The organism is Oceanobacillus alkalisoli, from assembly GCF_022213125.1.
Taxonomy (GTDB): Bacteria; Bacillota; Bacilli; order Bacillales; family Amphibacillaceae; genus Oceanobacillus; species Oceanobacillus alkalisoli.
The window spans coordinates 98,118-118,243 of record NZ_JAKNRA010000001.1 but is presented as its reverse complement, the minus strand read 5'-3'; the positions used below and the strand labels follow the sequence as shown (position 1 = coordinate 118,243).

Annotated in this window: 19 protein-coding genes, 1 other RNA gene, 1 pseudogene and 1 other annotated feature; of the genes and pseudogenes, 17 read left to right on the top strand and 4 right to left on the bottom strand. The window is 40.8% G+C overall.

Translation table 11 applies throughout. The annotated features are described in order from the left end of the window. Nucleotides 1-255: 255 nt before the first annotated feature. Both cydD and cydC read left to right on the top strand, forming a co-directional pair. Nucleotides 256-1,986 carry a thiol reductant ABC exporter subunit CydD gene (gene cydD, locus L3V42_RS00555; protein WP_235761113.1) on the top strand — a complete coding sequence of 577 codons (1,731 nt, stop codon included), beginning with the start codon at nucleotides 256-258 and terminating at the stop codon, nucleotides 1,984-1,986. Then, complete coding sequence (gene cydC / locus L3V42_RS00550) at nucleotides 1,983-3,698, top strand: thiol reductant ABC exporter subunit CydC (RefSeq protein WP_235761114.1); 1,716 nt, start codon at nucleotides 1,983-1,985, stop codon at nucleotides 3,696-3,698. Before cydD ends, cydC begins: the two co-directional genes overlap by 4 nt. Before the next feature lie 341 nt (nucleotides 3,699-4,039). On the opposite strand, the gene cydS is transcribed toward cydC, so the two are convergent. The 4 genes from cydS to L3V42_RS00535 all read right to left on the bottom strand — a co-directional run bounded on the left by cydS (nucleotide 4,040) and on the right by L3V42_RS00535 (nucleotide 7,771). After that, the gene (cydS, locus tag L3V42_RS18635; RefSeq protein WP_438822739.1) at nucleotides 4,040-4,153 is read right to left on the bottom strand and encodes a cytochrome bd oxidase small subunit CydS family protein; all 114 of its coding nucleotides are present in this window, start codon (nucleotides 4,151-4,153) and stop codon (nucleotides 4,040-4,042) included. Between the two features lie 5 nt (nucleotides 4,154-4,158). Continuing rightward, nucleotides 4,159-5,172: a cytochrome d ubiquinol oxidase subunit II gene (locus L3V42_RS00545; RefSeq protein ID WP_235761115.1), complete on the bottom strand. Its 1,014-nt coding sequence runs from the start codon at nucleotides 5,170-5,172 to the stop codon at nucleotides 4,159-4,161. Then, entirely contained in the window at nucleotides 5,169-6,515 is a 1,347-nt protein-coding gene (locus tag L3V42_RS00540) for a cytochrome ubiquinol oxidase subunit I (protein ID WP_238470989.1), read from the bottom strand. The genes L3V42_RS00545 and L3V42_RS00540 overlap by 4 nt, the downstream gene beginning before the upstream one ends. A 479-nt stretch (nucleotides 6,516-6,994) precedes the next feature. Then, nucleotides 6,995-7,771, bottom strand: a complete 777-nt coding sequence (locus L3V42_RS00535; protein ID WP_238471435.1) for an NRDE family protein — start codon at nucleotides 7,769-7,771, stop codon at nucleotides 6,995-6,997. Between the two features lie 212 nt (nucleotides 7,772-7,983). On the opposite strand from L3V42_RS00535, the pseudogene L3V42_RS00530 reads away from it, so the two are divergent. From L3V42_RS00530 to L3V42_RS00460, 15 genes and pseudogenes are all read left to right on the top strand, one after another. Then, a pseudogene (locus L3V42_RS00530) lies at nucleotides 7,984-8,130 on the top strand (GntR family transcriptional regulator); the annotation flags it as partial. A gap of 226 nt (nucleotides 8,131-8,356) precedes the next feature. After that, nucleotides 8,357-8,839, top strand: coding sequence for an OsmC family protein (locus L3V42_RS00525; protein WP_235761117.1), 483 nt, complete (start codon nucleotides 8,357-8,359; stop codon nucleotides 8,837-8,839). Nucleotides 8,840-8,852: 13 nt separating this feature from the next. Next, complete coding sequence (locus L3V42_RS00520) at nucleotides 8,853-9,113, top strand: hypothetical protein (protein WP_235761118.1); 261 nt, start codon at nucleotides 8,853-8,855, stop codon at nucleotides 9,111-9,113. A 363-nt stretch (nucleotides 9,114-9,476) separates the two neighbouring features. Next, nucleotides 9,477-9,698, top strand: coding sequence for a hypothetical protein (locus L3V42_RS00515; protein ID WP_235761119.1), 222 nt, complete (start codon nucleotides 9,477-9,479; stop codon nucleotides 9,696-9,698). A 43-nt stretch (nucleotides 9,699-9,741) separates the two neighbouring features. Beyond that, nucleotides 9,742-10,536 carry a hypothetical protein gene (locus L3V42_RS00510; RefSeq protein WP_238470988.1) on the top strand — a complete coding sequence of 265 codons (795 nt, stop codon included), beginning with the start codon at nucleotides 9,742-9,744 and terminating at the stop codon, nucleotides 10,534-10,536. A 9-nt stretch (nucleotides 10,537-10,545) separates the two neighbouring features. Beyond that, the gene (locus L3V42_RS00505) at nucleotides 10,546-11,070 is read left to right on the top strand and encodes a hypothetical protein (protein ID WP_238470987.1); all 525 of its coding nucleotides are present in this window, start codon (nucleotides 10,546-10,548) and stop codon (nucleotides 11,068-11,070) included. Nucleotides 11,071-11,421: 351 nt separating this feature from the next. Further along, nucleotides 11,422-11,608: non-coding RNA, 6S RNA (gene ssrS / locus L3V42_RS00500), on the top strand. Nucleotides 11,609-11,757: 149 nt separating this feature from the next. Then, a complete protein-coding gene (locus L3V42_RS00495) occupies nucleotides 11,758-12,141 on the top strand; it encodes a hypothetical protein (protein WP_235761122.1) in 384 nt (127 codons plus the stop codon). 86 nt (nucleotides 12,142-12,227) lie between these two features. Next, nucleotides 12,228-12,477, top strand: a binding site (T-box leader). Between the two features lie 63 nt (nucleotides 12,478-12,540). Continuing rightward, complete coding sequence (locus L3V42_RS00490) at nucleotides 12,541-13,377, top strand: SAM hydrolase/SAM-dependent halogenase family protein (RefSeq protein WP_235761123.1); 837 nt, start codon at nucleotides 12,541-12,543, stop codon at nucleotides 13,375-13,377. 27 nt (nucleotides 13,378-13,404) lie between these two features. Next, nucleotides 13,405-14,490, top strand: coding sequence for a sensor histidine kinase (locus L3V42_RS00485; RefSeq protein WP_235761124.1), 1,086 nt, complete (start codon nucleotides 13,405-13,407; stop codon nucleotides 14,488-14,490). Then, on the top strand, nucleotides 14,487-15,122 hold the full coding sequence (locus L3V42_RS00480) for a response regulator transcription factor (RefSeq protein WP_235761125.1): 636 nt from the start codon (nucleotides 14,487-14,489) through the stop codon (nucleotides 15,120-15,122). The genes L3V42_RS00485 and L3V42_RS00480 overlap by 4 nt, the downstream gene beginning before the upstream one ends. Before the next feature lie 92 nt (nucleotides 15,123-15,214). Further along, nucleotides 15,215-16,030, top strand: a complete 816-nt coding sequence (locus tag L3V42_RS00475) for a cytochrome c oxidase assembly protein (protein ID WP_238470986.1) — start codon at nucleotides 15,215-15,217, stop codon at nucleotides 16,028-16,030. Between the two features lie 696 nt (nucleotides 16,031-16,726). After that, nucleotides 16,727-17,659 (top strand): ABC transporter ATP-binding protein, encoded by a 933-nt coding sequence (locus L3V42_RS00470; protein ID WP_235761127.1) that lies wholly within the window; start codon nucleotides 16,727-16,729, stop codon nucleotides 17,657-17,659. A gap of 11 nt (nucleotides 17,660-17,670) precedes the next feature. Further along, nucleotides 17,671-18,933 carry an ABC transporter permease gene (locus L3V42_RS00465; protein ID WP_238470985.1) on the top strand — a complete coding sequence of 421 codons (1,263 nt, stop codon included), beginning with the start codon at nucleotides 17,671-17,673 and terminating at the stop codon, nucleotides 18,931-18,933. Further along, nucleotides 18,930-20,045 carry an ABC transporter permease gene (locus tag L3V42_RS00460; RefSeq protein WP_238470984.1) on the top strand — a complete coding sequence of 372 codons (1,116 nt, stop codon included), beginning with the start codon at nucleotides 18,930-18,932 and terminating at the stop codon, nucleotides 20,043-20,045. Before L3V42_RS00465 ends, L3V42_RS00460 begins: the two co-directional genes overlap by 4 nt. Nucleotides 20,046-20,126: the final 81 nt, after the last annotated feature.

The following is a 20,126-nucleotide window of genomic DNA, read 5'->3' as shown; positions in this document are numbered from 1 at the left end:
CTGAATGAGTGAACGGGTCAAATCACTTACGCTATATGAAAACGAGCATTCAATCGGGTTTGAAAACTTTTGATTAAATAGATTTCTATGTACTTACTTTAAAAGTGGCCGATTGATATGGGGGGAGAAATGACGTTGTTGTTTTTGTAATTTCGACAGCTTTGTTAACGAAAGCCCTTGTGTTTTACTGGGAAGTGATGAATCGGTTATACTTATGTGAAAGACTTCACTTCTTAGTAAAAGGAGGAATAGGATATGCATAGTTGGAAAGAACTTGCACAAGAACATAAAGGCAAGCTAATACTGATGGTTATATTTTCACTGCTCAGCGGATCCAGTATTATCGCACAAGCCTATTTGCTTGTGTATATCGTGAATGAAGCATTTCTACAAGGAACAGCTTTTGCTGACCTTTTACCATATCTTGCATTATTGCTCGCAGCATTACTCGGGCGGACATTATTTAACTATGGCAATGGAAAAATCGGAGTACGTCTCGCTGCATTGGTGAAAAGTGGACTGAGAAGTCAGCTGCTTCGTAAATATTCCAAAACGAATATGCAAACCGCAATGTATGGAAGATCCGGTGAAAAGGTAAGTGTCATAATGGATACGGTAGATGAGATAGATGACTACTACAGCAGTTACATTCCGCAGGTTATCCAGTCCCTCATCATCCCAATTATGTTGCTTATTACTATTTTCACCGAGCATTTCACTACTGGAATTATCATTGTGATCACGGCACCATTTATCCCAATCTTTATGGTAATCATTGGATTTAGTACGAAAGATAAGTCGGAAGAACAACTCGATAAAATGGCAGCATTTTCAGGGAAGTTTCTTGACACATTGCAAGGATTGACGACACTTAAATTGTATGGCCGCTCAAAAAAACAAAAAGCGGAAATAGAAGAAAGCAGTTTAAACTTCCGAGATGCGACAATGGTCGTTCTAAAAACAGCTTTCGCAAACTCGTTCGCACTTGAATTTATTTCCATGCTCAGTATGGGACTGATTGCGCTGGAAGTTGCAATCCGCTTGATTATCTTTCAAAACATTACCTTTTTCACCGGTTTTCTAATGCTGATCCTTGCACCGGAATTTTATAATAAACTAAAAGAACTTGGAAATGCATTCCATACAGGCCGGGGGAGCAGTGGTGCGTTTAATAAATTGCAGAAAGAACTCGACTTGCCAGATCTTCCAGTAGAATGGGGAAGTTATCCGCTTGAAGCAAGAAAGCCACCTGCCATAGCACTGCATGATGCCAGCTTCTATTATGAAGAAGAAGGGTTTAGGCTAGATCATATTTCGGTAGACATTTCCCCTTATGAACAGGTCGCGATAATTGGCAAAACCGGTTCAGGGAAATCAACCTTATTACATGTAATTGCTGGTCTCGTTGCGAATACAGGTGGAGAAATTCTCGTGAATGGAAGAGTTCGCTCTGAGTATGATGAATCCTCCTGGTTTAATGAACTAAGTTATATTTCTCAGCACCCCTATTTATTCTCAGGAACGGTTGCAGAGAATATTGCCATTGGCGGCAGAACGGGAGCGACTAGAGAAGAAATAGAAGCTGCAGGAGAAAAAGCGGGAATTGCCGAACTGATAGCTTCTCTTGAAAAAGGGTATGACACTCCTATAGGTGAAGCTGGACGCGGACTTTCTGGCGGAGAGAAACAGCGGGTCGCTCTAGCACGTGCTTTCTTAAAACAGCCTTCCATCATTCTTTTTGATGAACCGACTGTTGGGCTCGACCTACGAACCGAGCGGATATTGCAGCAGTCAATCAAAGAGTTGGCAAAGCATGCAACAATTATTACAGTAGCTCATCGACTGCACACGATTAAGCATGCGGATAAAATTATCTTACTTGATTCGGGAAGGGTAGTGACAGTAGGTACTCATGAAGCTTTGTTAAAAACAAATTCAGATTACCGTTCCATGGTTTCAGCTGAGCAAGGAGGTGAGCAGAGATGAAGGATTTAACAACCGTGATTCGCTTACTTTTTAAAGAAAAGAAAGACATTATCCTTTCCATTATTTGTGGGTTTATTGGAGGGATTACCGCTGTTGGTTTATTTTCGGCGAGTGGATATTTGATTTCGCAAGCAGCTTTAGCCCCGCCAATCTATACATTAATGGTGCTTGTTGGTACGGTAAAGCTATTTGGAATTATCTCTGCAATCGGTCGTTACGGGGAACGTTATTATTCCCACCGAGGGACGTTTACGATGCTCAGTAACTTACGGGTGTCATTTTATGAAAGGTTAGAGCCGCTCGCTCCGCAGATCTTTCAAAAGTTCCGGAGCGGGGACTTGCTCGCGCGAATTGTAGGAGATGTTGAGACGCTGCAGAACTTCTTCTTGCGGGTTTTCTATCCGCCAATTGTGTTATTTCTCGTATTCTTATGTACGATATCTTTCACGGCATATTTTTCAATTGCGCATGCCATCGTTATTTTTGTAGGTTTTCTACTGACAACAGTACTTGTGCCAGCATTTTTCGCAGTAAGACAACGCCGGGTAGATGAAGGTTTACGAGAAAAGCGTGGGAAATTATCAACAGAAGTGACAGAACTCTTCTACGGTTTCCGTGATTTAAAGATTTATCAGCGGATGGATGAAAAGGAAGAAACGCTCAACCAAATGGCTGAAAGCTATGTACGTGAACAGGAAAAAGCGAGAATCCATCACCTTTATAGCGAATCATTAAATACGTTCGTATCGCTCGCAGTTTCAGTCGCTGTACTGGGAATAGGTGCCTACTTGATTACGGAAGGAACATTGAATGGAATTTTCCTGGCGATGTTGTTAATGATTTCTCTTACTGTATTTGAAGATACGACATCGATGGCGATTTTCCCAAGTCATTTGGAAGATAGCAGAAGAGCTGCATCAAGACTATCAGCAGTTGTGGGAAATGAGCCGACTGAAGTGCAGGAAAAGGAAGATTTGCGCTTGGATTCTTCACCTGAAATCAAGTTTCAGAGTGTGTCATTTACGTATTCAGAAGAAGAAAGAAAGACTCTGACTCAAATTGATTTACATTTTCCGGCAGGTTCCAGGACAGCAATTGTTGGACCGAGCGGATCTGGAAAATCAACCCTGCTTCGTTTAGTATTAAACTTTGGCACTTCGGTTCAGGGGGATATTCTTATAAACGGCGAAGAAATAAGAAAGCTGAATGAGGAAAGTATTTGGAAGTATGCAAATGTTGTTCTGCAAGAAAACCATTTCTTCTATGGAACAATTAGAGATAATTTAAAAATCGCGACTGATCACGCAACAGATGGTTGTTTTGTTGAAATACTAGCAAAAGTGGAATTAAGTCATTTCAATCTGGATGATGAAGTCCTTGAAAAAGGTGCAAATCTTTCAGGTGGTGAAAAGCAGCGACTGGCGATTGCCCGTGCTATGCTTAAAAACTCATATCTCTGGTTACTCGACGAACCTACGTCATCAATGGATTCCGTCACAAGTACTCGCATCTACCGGGAACTATTCGAGTTAGCTAAAGATGACACTCTTATCCTTGTCAGCCACCGATTGAACGGGTTGGAAAAAATGGATCAGATCATCGTCATGGAAGAAGGACAAATCGTTGAAGTCGGCAGCTACGAACAATTAATGAAACAAAAAGGGTATTTTTACGAACTAAAACAAATCGAACAGAGTGTTTTTCATGGGTAAGATCAAAGGCGTAAGCGCCCTTACAGGCTAGGTTCGCGATTCGTTTCGCAACGCCTGTACTAGCACATCCAGTAGTCGCAGCAACGTACAAACTGTACCTCCCAGGACGGGAGGTAGTTCGATGTTTCCCCAGGAAGGGGCGAACTTAATCGAATCTCCTTTTTACCGGAAGGGAGATAAAGGAAACTCAGGCGACGAGAGTGAGTTGATGTTGACTTTCAGCACAAGGGTATAAGTGCGACTAAGCCTCTGGCTAAAGCTATTTTATTTGGTCATCGATAGCGTTTTAATATTTGAATGATAATAAAAAACGTGATTGCCCCGAGGAGCAATCACGTTTTTTATTTTTTATCGTCTCTAAATGCATCATCTTTTTCAGCTACGACAAAAGCAAGTATGATGGCTATGATAATCGCTAATCCCGGAGCAACAAACATTAAAAAATCATTAAACATTTCGTTCACTCCTTCTTACCTTGGATATATTCTTCATCAAACAGGAACAGTTTTAATAATAGATAGATGGACGGGATCAATAAGGCGAGCCCGAGCACGAATACAACAACAAGTGAAATAGCCATCGCTTGGTTCGTAAAACCTTCATGAATTGTCAAGTGTGGATAGAGCAAGTATGGATAATGGGCAATACCATATGCAAAGAATGCAAAGGCAAATTGTCCGACCAACAGCCACAATGCAGCTGTATAGTTTCTCCTCTTCCAAATAATCCACGTTGTCAAAGCCCATAACACAAAGGAAACAGCAAACATCCACCATAGATTCATCAAGTTTTCGAATAACATATAATTATGGTAGCGGAGTTCAATAATAATTCCTGAAGCAGCTACGATCAGCGGGATAGCCCAAATTAAGGCGTATTTCCGCATTAAGTCTCTTGCGTCAGCATCTTGCGCTTTATCTGCATACCACGTCAGGAATACTGCGGAAATGTATAATACAGCAACAATGGCAAGGACGACGATGGACCATGATAATGGACTTGTGAATAACCCGAAATAGTCAAGCTTTGGCGTTCCATCTTCAATGGAGACAAATCCACCTTGAGCAATCGCAAGCACAACCGATAGAGCCGGAGGAATGAGAAGCCCCGCAATACCGTACATCGTGGCATACCCTTTATGACCCGCTCGGTAAGACTCAAAGGCATAGTAAGAACCTCTGATTGCCATTAAGACTAAAGCAATGCTCCCTGGAATAAGCAAAACTGTTCCAAAGTAAGTTGCCGTTTTTGGGAAAAATCCAACAATCCCAATATAGAAAAATACAAAGAACACGTTTGTTACGGACCATACGGGTGATAGGTAACGCTGAATAACCTTTGAAAGGATTTTCTCTTTACCAGTCAAAATACTATACGCGTTGAAAAATCCAGCACCAAAGTCAATCGAAGCGAGGATGACATATCCGAATAAGAAGGTCCACAGTACGGAAATCCCTAATATTTCTAAACTCATGACTGCTCACCACCTTGTGTAGATTGAACTTTCGCTAATTCTTTTTCTATCGGATTATTTGCGAACATTTTACGCAGAATAACAACCGTTCCAATTCCTAAGATGAGGTAAAGAATAGCAAAAAGGACAAACATTAAACCAACATAATCACTTGTGGTAGCAGCCTCGCTGACTGTCATGATTCCACGCATGATCCACGGTTGACGACCGAATTCTGCGAGCCACCAACCAGATTCAATAGCTAACATGGATAGCGGACCGCCTAAAACGATGAGCCAGCGGAACCAGTTGGATTCAATAAATGTATATTTCATTCGTGTTCCAAGCCAATAAATGAAGGATAGCGCAATCATCACCATACCGATCGTAATCATAATGTCGAAGTAATAATGCACTTCAAGTGGTGGTTGTTCCTCTGCTGGAAATTCGTTCAGACCAATTACCTCAGATGAAGGATTTCCGAAAGCGAGAATACTTAACACATATGGAAGTTTAATTGCATATTTCGGTTCTTGATTTTCATCCAGTATTCCGTATAGAAGGAGCGGCGCACCTTCTTCCGTTTCAAAGTGCCATTCAGCGGCCGCAAGCTTTTCAGGTTGGTATTCTGCCAGATATTTACCAGAGAAGTCACCAACTATTGCTACGGTAACGGCGAAAATTAATCCAATTTTCATCGTCATATGCAATGCTTTTTTGTGATACGTATGTTTTGAGCCTTTCAGCAGTTTAAATGCTGCAATGGTTGCTAATAGAAAGGCTGCCGTCATATAAGATGCAGCAAGCACATGAGCAATCTTTGTAGGTGATGCCAGGTTAAACATGGCAAGAACCGGGTTTGCGTTAACAAGTGTTCCATTTACAATATCAAATCCTTGCGGCGCATTCATAAAGCCGTTCACTGTTGTAATGAAAAAAGCTGACATCCCAGCACCGATTACAACTGGTATCAATAGGAAAAAATGAGTCTTCTTATTTTTAAATCGGTTTCCGGTATATAAATAAATACCAAGGAAAATAGCCTCGAAGAAAAATGCGAAAACTTCCATAAATAAGGGTAAAGCAATGATGTTACCAGCTAATTCCATAAAGTTCGGCCATAACAGGGCAAGTTGGAGACTGATAATGGTTCCGGTGACTACTCCTACAGCAACGGTGATAATATAACCTCTTGCCCAGCGTCTAGCCATTAAAATGTAGTGATCATCATTCTTTTTAATTCCCAACCACTGTGCAATCATAATAAACAGTGGTACCCCTACACCTATAGTCGCATAAATAATATGAAACGATAGTGTGAGTAGAGTGAGCATCCTACTTGCGAAAACAGGATCATGAAACATATGTTTTTCCTCCATTTCTCTGTCGGTTCGTGTAATGTTGAACATAAGGAAAAACAGTTTTTACTAAAGCAATAGTAAAAACTATTTTCGTCTTTCTATTGTAGCTTATAAACGACATGAAAGACCGATCTACTTATGACAATTTTTCAAAAAACCCGTTACTTTATTGTGTCCAGTGTCCAGTTCCAGCGTGCAGGACCGATCAAACTTCATACTCCTTCACTCGATAAAGAAGACTTGCCGATCGGTCTTTGTGAGGCTTAGTCGTCCTTATATCCTTGCGGTGAAAGTCAACATCAGCTTCTGCTGGTCGCTGTGTTTCCTTTATTTCAAAGAGAGAGTGGAAGTTCGATTAAGTTCGCTCACGTATGGGGCGACATCGAACTACCTTCCATCCTGGGAGGCACAGTTTGTGCGTCCCTAACCGCACGCCTTCACCTTTATTGTGTACAAAAGCAACAGTAATTATTATCATAAGTTTATTTCGCTGAAATCGGCAATCTAAAGGTGAATTTCTCTTCCGATGTTAGTTCTCCATTTGTATAAGTTCTTTCTTTGAAGACGACATTATGATTTTTGTCAATCACTACAACAGTTGCCGAGCGGGTACCATAATCCGGTGTTTTAATAAAAGAGGCAGATAATTTCCGCTCAAGTTCAAATTCTATTCCCGTATTTGGCAATTTTGAATCAGGAGCTTCTTCTGTATTTTCAAGAATGTGGAACAAGTTATCCGTGTTTACTCGATTGTTATGGTCAAGATAAGTTTCTAATTTATCCTTTCCTTGAACAACTTTCGGCCATGGCGTGTTTAATGTTGCGTTACTCAAACTATGTGTTCCAGCTGGAACTTCCATAATGATATCATCTACGTTATTATAATGAAAAAGTCCAAACGCATCACCGACAAGAATATTAAATCCGGCATAAGCAGTTCGTTCGTTACGAATCCTTTCAAGAAAGTAAATAGGAGAGTCCGTAGAGGATAAAAAGTCACGGACAATGTGTCCGCGCGATTTCTTATCTTCTGACTCAAGAGTCAGGTCCCGAATGTTCGTTAATGCAGCGAATCGGCCCTCTTTCGTAATTCCTAGCCATGTACCCTGCTGAAGCATATCCCTTCCTGCAAGAAGAAATGGGGCGTCTGGCCAATAATGGGCTCTTTCTGTTGGTCTTCGGTAAAATTCATCCCGGTTTGCCGCGACAATTAATTTATAATTAGGATGTTTTCCTAAATGAAAATGGATTAAACACATCACGAATCACCTCTTATCAATTCATTATACGCTTGGTGAGTATTGTCTACCAATATTAAGCATAGAAAAAGTCATTCCTCTGACAAAGAAGTGGAGTGCTAATAACAAGCCAAATGATTAAATAATTGTTAATAAAGATTTTTTCACAGAGAAAGAAGGCAACAATTATGTGGAAACTTGATCGCAAAAGTAAATAGCCATTATATTTACAAATGGTAGAGAAACTAGAAAACAAAATTTCATACGGTGAATTTCCGCCTGGTAGCAAGTTACCTTCAGAACGGAAATTGTCTGAACAGTTGGGGGCGAACCGGAGTACGGTTATCTTAGCTTATGATGAGTTGCTGAAGCTCTTCATAGCGTGATTGACTGAGAAAAAGATGAGAGATTATATGCAATTTGGATGGGGCAGGATATTTTGAAATGGATGGTTACAAATATGGAAATAGTAATTATAATAGATAAAGCTAATCTATATGGATTAAACTTGGGTCTTTAATAAAAATATGTTACTAAAAAAAGGAACAGAGGGAAGGTGTAGTATTTTCCATTCATTTATGATGTAATAGAAGCAGGAAATTCCTTATGAAATTCAATGATCTGATGGATTTTCAACTGAAAAGAGGAGGACTTCTTGTGGAATTAAAGATGAAATGGGAAGGGAAACGGGCTTTTACTGGGGTAACCCCTTCTGGGCATCAACTGATTACAGATGGATTACCAGAGTTTGGCGGGGAAGGTCGTGGACCTGCTCCTATGGAAATGCTACTTGGAACGGTGATTGGTTGCACTGGAATTGATATTATTGCGATTTTGGAAAAAATGAGGCTTGTCCCAACAGACTTCCATGTCGAAGCCAAAGGGGACAGAGCACAAAGTCATCCGCGCCGTTATAGGGATATTTATTTGCATTACACCGTAATTGGCGAAATTCCAGAGGATAAATTGTACCGGGCAATCGAATTATCGCTAAATAAATATTGTGCTGTTTCTTATTCGTTAAATGCGGAATTAAAAGCAAGCTATTCATTGAATGGGGGAGACCAGGTCATAATGGACCTTGATTAAGGAGGGAGAAGCGATGTTTGAATTTAATGCTTTTACAATTGGATTAATTACAATCGTCTGTGTTATTGCAACCATTCTTACGTACCGTGTTTTGAAAGAAGAAGAAAAAAAGCAAAAAGCATATAAAGAAAGTGGTCAGACGATAGAAGACGAAATGCAGCGATCCTTGGAATATGAAAAATCTTCCTGGACCAGTAATGTGCCAATCATGTCTTGGATATATGTCATTGCTACGGTTCTCTCGATTATCGCCTTCGTTATTTATATGGCTTAAATGGGACAGTAAAGTTGCTGTCCCATTTTTGGTCTGTCATAATTCAAGTATTAAAAGTCCAGGAGAATGGGCATGTATCGGAATTCAGAGCGATTTTTGACTGCTTTTGATCGGAATCATTACAGAACTTACGAACGAGAAGGCTCACTCCTTTAAGGGGAGGATGATAGTGAGTTCGGAGTGGGGCACTCCCTTGTGGGGTGTCGTAAGCCGAACTTTTTAGTTTCTCGTTCTTTTTATTGTCGAATTAGCATACAAATATCGCGAATCCATGTTCGGTATAGTGTAATTATGAACATGAACGATTTTCGTAGAGCCAAGACAACCGAAAGTAGAAAAAAATGTTAGAAAGGAGTATACCCAATGGCAAGAAGAGACGCGACTCCAAGCTATGTGCTAGAACTAGAAATGAAAACAACTGTTTATGATCGAAAGGTTTTAGACAAGAAAATGCGTATCGGGAAAAATATCTATAATGCTTGCCTTGGGGAAGCTCAAAAACGTTTGCGCGCCGTTCTTGCGGATAAGACCTATCGAATGACCGTAAAAACAAAACAAGCCATCAGCCAAGTACCACTCCGCTAAAGCGAAGTAGACAAATGAACGGACAGCGGAAGAAAAAGAAATCATGCGTGAATATAAACGACTGACCGATGAAATCCATGCGATGGAACAAAGCTACGGATATTCAGAATATCAACTTCATGCCTTTGTCGCACCCATGCAAGCGAAATTTGCCAAGAACATCGGCTCGTTTGAAGCACAAAAAGCGACGAGAGCTTTCCAAGCAATCCGAAAAGTCCAATACCGCCAGGCGAAAAAGGTAAACTTTAAACGCTGGTCGGATGATTTCTCCATTGAAAACAAATCAAATATAACTGGGTTGCGCTACGAAGATGGTTCTATCATCTGGGGGAAACAGACACGAGTTTCCAAGGTAAATCCTGTTTCTCAGCCAAAGAAAGGTTCCATTAGGGTACCGCTTATAATCAAGCGCAACGACTATTATGCACAGGTTGCATTAAATAATCGAACCAAATATGTACGTGTAATCACTAGGGAAATTCGCGGGGAGGTTCGCTATTTTGCTCAACTTGTACAAGAAGGTTTTCCGCCAGATAAGTCATGGAAGAAAAACCGTATCGTTTCTGGTGACGAAACAAAACGTGTCGGACTGGATGTCGGGACAAGTACGCTCGCTATTTCTAGTGAGAAAAACGTGGAGCTGCATGAATTAGCGCCCGAATGTGTGGCAGATAACAAGAAGCTTCGCAAGATTGAACGAGCAATGGACAGAAGCAAACGAGCAACCAATCCAAACAACTACAACAAAGACGGCACCCTCAAGCGTGGCGTGAAGCTAGCCTGGCACTTCTCGAAACGCTATCTTCGACTAAAGACGAGACGCAAAGATCTGCATTGAAAGTTTGCGGTGAAACGAAAACAGTCGCATGAAACCCTCGCTAACCATGTTCTCTCATTAGGTTCAGATATTCGTGTAGAAACGATCAGCATGCAAGGGCTTCAAAAACGAGCCAAGAAAACTACACGGAACAAGAAGAATGGAAGAATCAACAAGAAAAAGCGCTACGGTAGGGTCATAGCCAACCGAGCGCCTGCTATGTTGATGGGGGTAATTGACCGAAAACTAAATTATCAAGGAAGAGAAATCAAGAAAATTAATACGGTCGAAGTCAAAGCAAGCCAGTTCCATCATGGAACCGGCACCTATCACAAGCAAGATCTAAGCGAACGTTGGAATGAGATTATTCTAGGTGAACGTATCCAACGTGATCTGTATAGTGCTTTCCTCATTGGGAACACCATCGATACTTTAGATGCCATAGACATCGATTTGTGTAACCGTGGATGGCATAACTTCGTCGCTCTTCATCATCAAGAAGTCGCAAGATTAAAGCAACACGGCAACAAGCAAATGCGTTGGTATATCGCTTAAAACAGACTAGTCGGAATGACAACGTCGCCGACTCTAATAATTGAGTGGGTGTCGCAAGTGTACGAACGGTCTTAATTGGCCAGTCGGAGTAGCACCGAACGAGACGTTCTAGCCCCACGAACTTCTTTGGAAAAGCGCAACAGGGTAAGGATGGCAACCTCGAACCGAAAGATTGATAAGGTCGCCCTAAGAAGTGTGCTGTTGGTGGCGAGTCTCCACTAACCCAAAGAACCCCATGGTTTTAGCCATGGGAGTTGTCAGAAACCTTGATATTATTGGATTTAGACATCTAAATTAGGAAAAGTAAGCTTTTACCATTGCATTTTTTCAATAGAAGGTATAGAATATGATTACAAGCTGCAATGTTCGTATGGAATTAAGTTTTAACCTCTAAATGTTGAATAGGGAGTTTTATATCGAGGTTGGAATGTCGTGCCGTCACCGAACGGAAGACAGGAAGGCTTCTGCAAACACCCACTTGAATAAAGTGGTGGTTTAAAACTTTTTATTTCAGAAATACGGCAATTGTGGCTGTACCTACATATTATAAAAGGCTGATTTCCTTATGGAGGTCAGCCTTTTCATTGTAAAAAATGCTCATTCCTAACCATGGACAGAACAGATTTCACCACCTATAATCGAATTATAGAAATAGAGAGCCGTTTTACAGATGTTGGGAGTGGGATTATGGGTGGTTTTTTAACTTTTTACATCATTTTTATTGTGCTTGCACTCAGTACAGGAATCGTCTTTTGGGTACGAAACCAGTACCGCATACCAGCGGTATTATCCCTTATATTTGCATTGCTTGCACCTCTTCTTGCGCTGCTTGTGGTTGCGCAGCGGGAAACGGAAACCGGTGCATATACGTATTTGATGGAACAGGTAGGGGCTGGAAATATGTGGGCTTGGGCTACGCTTGTTACTCATATTCATCTTATTAGCTGGCTCTTATTTCTAACCGTTCGTCTAGTTATCTACCTTGTCCAATCACCAGATGTTAAATTGAAATATAAAAAAATACAGGAACAGATTCAAAAATTAAAACGGAAAAAAGAGGAAGGGACATGACACTTTATTCGTAAATTCGTCATGTCTTTCATTTTCTTGCATTGTTTCTGTCTTTTGCATATAATAACAGTAATTCGAAAAAGCAAACAATAGCGAAGAAGAGGGAAAAGTAGGATAGTCAATTTTTGAATAGAGAGCTTCGGCTGGTGAAAAGAAGCAAAATTGATGTCACGAACAATGGCCTCCGAGCTGCAGGCTGAACGTAATCTAGTAGGCTGTGCCGAGTTGGCAACTCGTTACCAAAACTAAAGTATATACATTGTACTTCATGAGGCTAGCTGTGTGAACATCTAGCGAAATAAGGTGGTACCACGAACATAAACCCACGTCCTTATCAATTGTGATATTGACATGGGTTTTTTTATATCTGAAATAAAAGATGATAAAGGGGCGATTCTTTTGAAAAGACATATCGTATTACAAACAGACTTCGGATTGCATGACGGGGCAGTGAGCGCAATGAACGGGGTTGCTTTTTCTGTTGATCCAACGCTCAGAATATCCAACCTGACGCATGAAATCCCGCAATATAATATTTGGGAAGCATCGTATCGTTTATACCAGACGGTTGCATACTGGCCAGAAGAGACCGTGTTCATTTCCGTTGTCGACCCCGGGGTAGGAACGGAACGCCTAAGCATTGTTGCAAAAACGGCCGACGGGCATTATATCGTGACACCGAATAATGGAACTCTAACTCACCTTGCAAAAAGTACAGGTATAGTTGCGGCTCGGGTTATTGATGAAAACGTCAATCGTCTGCCTCGTTCTGGTGAATCCTATACATTCCATGGTCGTGATGTATATGCCTTTACCGGAGCAAGACTCGCGGCCGGTGTCATTCGTTTTGAAGAAGTCGGCCCGGAACTTTCACTTAATGATGTGGTGCAGCTCGAAATTCCCCAAGTGACATACTTAGACGGTGTCATTCACGGAAATATTGACATACTCGATAGCAGGTTTGGGAATCTATGGACAAATATTAACCGTGAATTTTTTAAACAAGCAGGCATCGATTACGGTGATGCAGTTGAAGTGACGATTGAACATAACAGAACGAAAGTATATAAAAATTTAATTACCTTTGATCGGTCATTCGCAGACAGACGCCTTGGTGAACCATTGTTATTTGTGAATTCTATTGATAATCTAGGAGTAGCGATTAATCAGGGTTCCTTTGCAGATGCCTACCATATTCGTTCTGGGGTGAATTGGACGATTACGATTGAAAAATAAACATATTTCCTTAAATGGTGTGAGACGATGAAGATATTTTGGATTCGAATCATGAGCTTTAGCTTATTATGGCTGTATGAAATCAGCTTTAACAGTACATTTCAGGCAGTTTCAATTTTTGCCTTTGCTGTTACGCTCGGGATTTATTTTTTGCTAACGATTCCTCGTTTTCTTATCTGGAAATATACTGCTCAGTTCATTATTCTTACGGTTCATGGATACTTTTTCACCGAGGAAGGGATAGTAACTGCATTGTTGCTCTTATACATTGTGTTGGATGCAGCTTTTCGTCTGGAAAAAAAGAACCTGATCATCCTCTTTATTCAAGCAAGTATGCTTCTATTCTTACTAGTTTTGCCAGATGACTTGACGATGGAGCGAATCGTGCTTTATATCTTCATTGGTATTCTAAGCTTTACTGTCAACCAGATGAATGTGGAAAGGGGAGAGCAACGGGAAATTTATGAGGAATTGCTCGGTGAGTACCGGACAATGAAACGTCTCCATCTTACAGCAGAGAATAATGCGAGGTTAGAGGAAAGAACGAGGATTGCAAGGGATCTTCATGACTCGGTCGGGCACCGCTTGACTGCATTGATCATGAGTCTTGAAATGTTATCGATTCAGCAAAAAGATCCTACATATGATGAATTGAAACAGATGGCGAAAGAAAGTCTGGAAGATACCCGTTTAGCAGTGAAAGCATTACAAACGGAGGAAAGCGAAGGGATCGCGACGGTTATCCACTTGATTCGCAAGCTGGAGGCAGAAAGTCATTTACTTGTTCAATTCACGCTGAATCAAGGTGTGTTATCCATTCCGATTACAAATGAAATGAGTGTCGTGCTCTACCGAGTTATTCAGGAGGCCCTGACAAACATTATGCGCCATAGTGATAAGAAAAATGCTCATATCGCGTTGAGCAGAACTGCAACCGGTGATATATTATTTGAAATCTCCAATCCGATCCAAGAGAGAAAACGTTTTACGATTGGGTTTGGCCTGAAAAATATGCAAGAACGGGTGGAAGAGATAAATGGGAGCCTTAAGGTGTATCAAACGGATGACCATTTTATCGTATCTGGTAAGCTAGCGAAAGGAGAGAGCAAATGAAGTGGCGGGTATTATTAGTGGAGGACCAAAGAATTGTCCGGCAGGGGTTAAAGATGATTTTAGAGCAGGACGAGCGAATAAACGTTACCGAAGAGGCAACCAATGGAAAAGAAGCGATTGATATTGTCCGCAAGAATGCAATCGATCTTGTTATGATGGATATCCGGATGCCGGTGATGAATGGGATTGAGGCAACCCGAATCATCCGCAATGAATTCCCCGACATAAAGATTCTTATGCTCACGACGTTTAATGATGAAGCGTATGCTTACGAGGCACTAAAAGAAGGTGCAAGTGCATTTCTATTAAAAACGGCAGCTCCGGAGAAATTGATTGAAGCTGTTTACAGTGCGATGAAAGGCGGATTGACCCTGCATGATGAAGTAGCGGCAAAAGTATTGCCCAGGTTGCTTGAACGGACAGAAAAGCCAGAGATTGAAGTCGAACTTACAGAAAGGGAACTGCTCATTACAAAGCTTGTTGGCGAAGGTAAGACAAATAAGGAAATAGCAGCTGAACTTTATTTATCCGTCGGTACAGTGAAAAATTATATTACGACGATTCTGCAAAAGATAGGTTTACGTGATCGTACACAGCTTGCTATCTATGCGGTGAAGCATGATATTTCATAACGAGTTGTCATGAGTTTGTTAGAAGTTCATGCGTAAGGTTTTAGAAAAGTACGCTATACTAAATGCATAAATTCACAAGGGAAGGTGAATCTATGCTGGAGATTATACTGGATGAATTTCATTACTCCACCCTTTGGAATGGCGGAATACTTATTTATATCGGCTTTATTTTTATTATTTATTTTTTACTTCTGCCTCAGGATAAAAAGTATCCGATTTGGAAGCAGGTCACATTCGTACTTGGTATGCTAGCTGTATTTGCAGCACTCGGCAGCCCGATTAACGTAATTGCAAGGATTAAGTTCAGCTATCATATTTTACAGCTCGTATTATTATTGCTTGTTGCACCGCCCTTAATTATTATCGGGTTTAAAACGGAGATATTTGAACGAGCACGGAGAATTAAAATACTGGATAAAGTTTTCGAATTTTTAACGAAACCAGTTGTTGGATTCCTAATCTTCTTCATTCTTTTTTATAGCTATCATATTGCAAGTGTATTTAATTTCGCGCGGTTGGATTTATATATTAATTATTTTTTTATGCTTGCGTTGCTGATTGCAGGAATTCTCTTATGGATGCCGATCATATCATCCAAATTTTTAAACGCGAAGAAAAAACGCACCTTTACGATCCTCACGATTCTTTTCTTTGTGCCGTATAGTCTGATATTGCTTCTAAACAAAGAGAGCCTCTATCTTGTTTATACAGATGTTGAGCTGTTCATGCAATCCCTTGCTGTCTGTATGCCCAATATAAGGGAAGTGCCGCCAGAGTTTGCTGCGGCTCTTCTACCATTCAACCCAACGGAAGAGCAGATGCAAGGCGGAATCATGCTCTTAATCAGTCAGCTCGTTCTGTTTGGTATTGCCTTGTTCGTGGCACCAAAATATAGTGAAGAAAACTAACGGTAAAACATCACTTTCGATGGTAGAAAGTGATGTTTTTTGTTTTTCCATTATGATAATTCAACTTTCACACCTAAAATAGGAAAGCAAACCATTCTTATCAAGTGCCCGTCGCTTTCATTCAGCGTAAGTGATTTGCTCATTCTCTAGACTAGAGTTCTAATCACCGTTCAGTTGCCCGGTGGACGGATGCGCATCCTTAGGCACTGCTAGAGCTCCCTCGGGCTGAGCACTAAGGGGTCTCCAGGCTCGTGCTGTTCCCGCAGGAGTCACCGTCCCCCGGGTAACTGAACTGGTAGGGATGATTATTATTAATAGCATTTATTCCAGTGCCATGTCACGATAAAATTATATCTTTGAAATACTAAATAGCGTTCCAAATTAGGTTTTTCATGGTAGCAGTCCAGACACCTCGAGACTCCTGCGGGAGGATAGGCCTGGCGAGACCCCGCAGCGCGATAGCGCGAGGAGGCTTGCCGGCCGCTCAGCAGGTGCGGGAGGTGTCTGGACTGCGGTTCTCCAGTAGAAAGTTTCCGGGTTAGGCACACTTACGCTGAATGAAAGCGATCCACTATTTCAGACTGCGAAAGTTGAGTTATAAATTAAAAAAAGTGACGGAGGTCATGGTGATAAAGTGACTCCGGGTAGTTTCAATTCTACTCTATTCATCTTACACTGATAACAGGAGGTGCATCTATGCTTGAACTGATTGATATAACGAAGAAGTATAAACAGACGAAAGCTGTTAAAAACATGAATATGTATATCGAAAAGGGAGAAATTGTCGGGTTGCTAGGTCCAAATGGAGCTGGAAAATCAACCGCAATCTCTATTCTTTCCTCGCTGCTTGAACCGACGAGCGGGGATGTTAAATTTAGGAATAAAAGCATGATTAAAAACCCGAAAAGCTTACGGCAAATCATCGGAATTGTTCCACAGGAAATTGCGCTCTATGAAGATTTGTCAGCAGAAGAAAATATGAAGTTCTTTGGAAGGATTTACCGGTTAAAAGGGGAAAAATTGAAGAATAAAATTAGTGAAGTTCTTGAACAAATCGGTCTTGCTGACCGGCGAAAAGATGTAGTCAAAACTTTTTCCGGAGGGATGAAAAGACGTCTAAACATCGGGGTTGCGATGCTGCATGATCCAGAGATTCTCATCATGGACGAACCGACTGTCGGTATTGATCCGCAATCCCGGAACTATATTTTGCAAACGGTGAAAAGATTAAACAAGGAACGACAGATGACAGTACTTTACACGAGTCACTATATGGAGGAAGTCGAATATTTATGTGATCGGATTTACATTATGGATAAGGGTAATCTGATTGCTTCTGGGACGAAAGATGAGATTAAGCAAATTCTTGCTTCGGAAAATACGATTTACCTAAAAGCAGATTATTGGAATGAATCATTTATCACGAAACTACAGGAAAAACCGCAAATTCATCAAATGAAAGTGGAGGGCAATGAGATTGTGCTCGTTGTTTCGAAGGATGTAGCCATATTCTCGAAATTAGCCCATCTTGCCGAAGAAACAAGCGTCCAGTTACGGGCTGTTGATGTAAAACAGGTGACGCTCGAAGATGTATTTCTGCATTTAACGGGCAGAGCCTTAAGGGACTAGGAGGTAGGGACATGATTTTCCAAATGATAAAAAAACAATATCTCCAGTTCCTGCGTAATCCAGTAGAAATCGTATTATTGATTGGTATGCCGATTATCCTAATTACAATTCTAGGAAATGCTTTAGGAAATCTCATCGATGGCGGAGAGATTGATCTTACGTTTAAACTTGCAATTATCGAGCATGAAGATGAAGAAATTCAAGTAGAAAATTTTTTAACGGAACTAGAAAATGGTGACTTACCAGATGAAATCATCGCAGCGTTTGCCGCGGTAACAGATTCTCTCGCTCCGGTCGAAATGTTTAAAGAAGTGCTTCGGAGTGAGGAACTGAATGATATGATCATCGTGGAAGAAGCTCACGCTCGGGAAATGGATGCGATAAAGGCAGATGATTCCTATGCGGCGATTCTCGAGTTTCCAGAAAACTTTTCAGCTGATTTATTAGAGAACATTTTGCTGGATGAGAAAATGAATCCGGAAGCAATCATTCATTACAAAGCAGGTTCGGAAATTGCCGGTAATATCGTTGAACAAATTGTAGCGATGTACCAAGAAGAATTTACGCTTGGAACATTTCTTGGCAATAACGGAATCGACCCACAACAATTACAACAAAATGGAGCCGAAATCACGCAAGAAGTTTCTTCTGTCAGTCCCCATGAACCCTTGTCGGCGAAAGCATATTATACGATTGGAATGATTGTCATGAATGTATTATTTATGGCAACAACGATTGCACAATATGCGTTTCGAGAGAGACAATCACATATTTTTAACCGGATGATTATTGCTGATTTCTCTAGATGGGTTTATTTTATTGGGATTTTGCTTACTGCTTTGATTTTTGCATGGATTCAAGCGATACTTGTATTCATTTTCGCTTATTTCGCATTTGATGTTACTTGGCCCGATTTGACAGCTTTTCTTGTCATCACATTTTTCTTTACACTCGCAGTTGGCGGATTGGCTGTACTCTTAACGGCAATCAGTTTTCGGAGTAATTCAGAACAGATTATTAGCTTTTTCTCCGGTGTTGTCGTCACGATATTTGCCTTTCTTGGTGGTAGTTTCTTTCCGTCCGGTACCGGATCTTTCTTGGGAAAACTGGGCGATTACACACCGAACGGAGCGGCGATGTCTGCTTATCTTAGCATTCTCCGCGGAGAATCGATCACTGACAATGCAGACCATCTTATATTTATTGCATGCTTTGCTATTGGAGCGATTATCATTGGAGTCATCAGCTATCCGAAAAGGGGGGCTGCATCATGAGGGGGATTCTCCTAGCAAAATTTACTACGTTTATTCGTAATCCATGGGTTTTCCTATTATTTACCGTCATGTCGATTGGTTTTACATTAATTATTGGATATACAGGCGGAAATGGAGAGAAAATTACAGTCCCTGTCGCTGGTGCAGAAGAAGTGCGGACGGGCAGCATTGGCAAGGCACTTGAGGGAAATGAAGTTTACCATTTCAAATGGCAGGAAGAAGCGGATATGAAAGAAATTGTCCGTCTCGGTGAAGCTGAAGCAGGAATTATCATGGAGGAAGCCGGTTATGAAATGTTCATCCGAGTGGAAACACCGAATGTCCAGTTGATAGAACAGACGATTGCTGATATCTATATGGAAAAAATTCGGGAAAGTCAAGTTCTGGAATTATTCCAAGGTGAGACAGCGGCTGAAGAGAAAGCATTTTTAACTGCTTATCATGAAGCGATGGATCAACCTTTATTCGAGATTACGAATGATAATTTCCGAAATGCAGACTCCTATCAATTTGACCAGGGACTGCATGCGATATTTGGTTTTACTTTATTTTTTGTCATTTATACGATTGGCTATAATGTGCTGCCGATTCTTACTGAGAAAAAAGAAGGTATTTGGGATCGGATGATTTTGTCCCCATTGAAAAAATGGGAAATCTATCTCGCCAATTTAGTGTACAGCTTCTTTGAGGGATATCTGCAAATTATCATTATTTTTTCCGTGTTTCATTATTTTGTTGGGGTTGATTTTTACGGGGAGCTCGCAGGAATCTTGCTCATCATGCTCGCTTACACATTTACAATCGTCTCGCTTGGTATATTCGTCACAGCACTTGTGAAAAACATTCAGCAGTTCAATGCAGTTTTGCCAATTATATCCGTTAGTATGGCAATGATTGCCGGCGCATTCTGGCCACTTGAAGTTGTTCAATCAGACATATTACTTGCTCTGTCAAAAATTAATCCACTCACATATGGGATGGAAGCACTAAACAATCTTGTGTTATATAATCTTCCATTTGAAGAGATTCTTATGCCGGTCAGCATACTCATTTTAATGGGAGTTATATTCATGGGAGTTGGCATTCATTTAATGGAAAAAAGACATATTTAGATATGTTTTTGAACACTTTCAAAACAATCAACGATAAATGGAAGGTATTTGCCATGGAGGTGTGGCGGATACCTTCTTTTT

Coding starts and splice junctions, on each gene's coding strand:
- L3V42_RS00470 (WP_235761127.1), top strand. CDS start 16,727: ATGCTTGAACTGATTGATATAACGAAGAAGTATAAACAGACGAAAGCT.
- L3V42_RS00520 (WP_235761118.1), top strand. CDS start 8,853: ATGTTTGAATTTAATGCTTTTACAATTGGATTAATTACAATCGTCTGT.
- L3V42_RS00535 (WP_238471435.1), bottom strand. CDS start 7,771: ATGTGTTTAATCCATTTTCATTTAGGAAAACATCCTAATTATAAATTA.
- cydS (WP_438822739.1), bottom strand. CDS start 4,153: ATGTTTAATGATTTTTTAATGTTTGTTGCTCCGGGATTAGCGATTATC.
- L3V42_RS00515 (WP_235761119.1), top strand. CDS start 9,477: ATGGCAAGAAGAGACGCGACTCCAAGCTATGTGCTAGAACTAGAAATG.
- L3V42_RS00485 (WP_235761124.1), top strand. CDS start 13,405: ATGAAGATATTTTGGATTCGAATCATGAGCTTTAGCTTATTATGGCTG.
- L3V42_RS00465 (WP_238470985.1), top strand. CDS start 17,671: ATGATTTTCCAAATGATAAAAAAACAATATCTCCAGTTCCTGCGTAAT.
- L3V42_RS00510 (WP_238470988.1), top strand. CDS start 9,742: ATGCGTGAATATAAACGACTGACCGATGAAATCCATGCGATGGAACAA.
- cydD (WP_235761113.1), top strand. CDS start 256: ATGCATAGTTGGAAAGAACTTGCACAAGAACATAAAGGCAAGCTAATA.
- L3V42_RS00480 (WP_235761125.1), top strand. CDS start 14,487: ATGAAGTGGCGGGTATTATTAGTGGAGGACCAAAGAATTGTCCGGCAG.
- L3V42_RS00545 (WP_235761115.1), bottom strand. CDS start 5,172: ATGAGTTTAGAAATATTAGGGATTTCCGTACTGTGGACCTTCTTATTC.
- L3V42_RS00540 (WP_238470989.1), bottom strand. CDS start 6,515: ATGTTTCATGATCCTGTTTTCGCAAGTAGGATGCTCACTCTACTCACA.
- cydC (WP_235761114.1), top strand. CDS start 1,983: ATGAAGGATTTAACAACCGTGATTCGCTTACTTTTTAAAGAAAAGAAA.
- L3V42_RS00525 (WP_235761117.1), top strand. CDS start 8,357: ATGAAATTCAATGATCTGATGGATTTTCAACTGAAAAGAGGAGGACTT.
- L3V42_RS00475 (WP_238470986.1), top strand. CDS start 15,215: ATGCTGGAGATTATACTGGATGAATTTCATTACTCCACCCTTTGGAAT.
- L3V42_RS00495 (WP_235761122.1), top strand. CDS start 11,758: ATGGGTGGTTTTTTAACTTTTTACATCATTTTTATTGTGCTTGCACTC.
- L3V42_RS00460 (WP_238470984.1), top strand. CDS start 18,930: ATGAGGGGGATTCTCCTAGCAAAATTTACTACGTTTATTCGTAATCCA.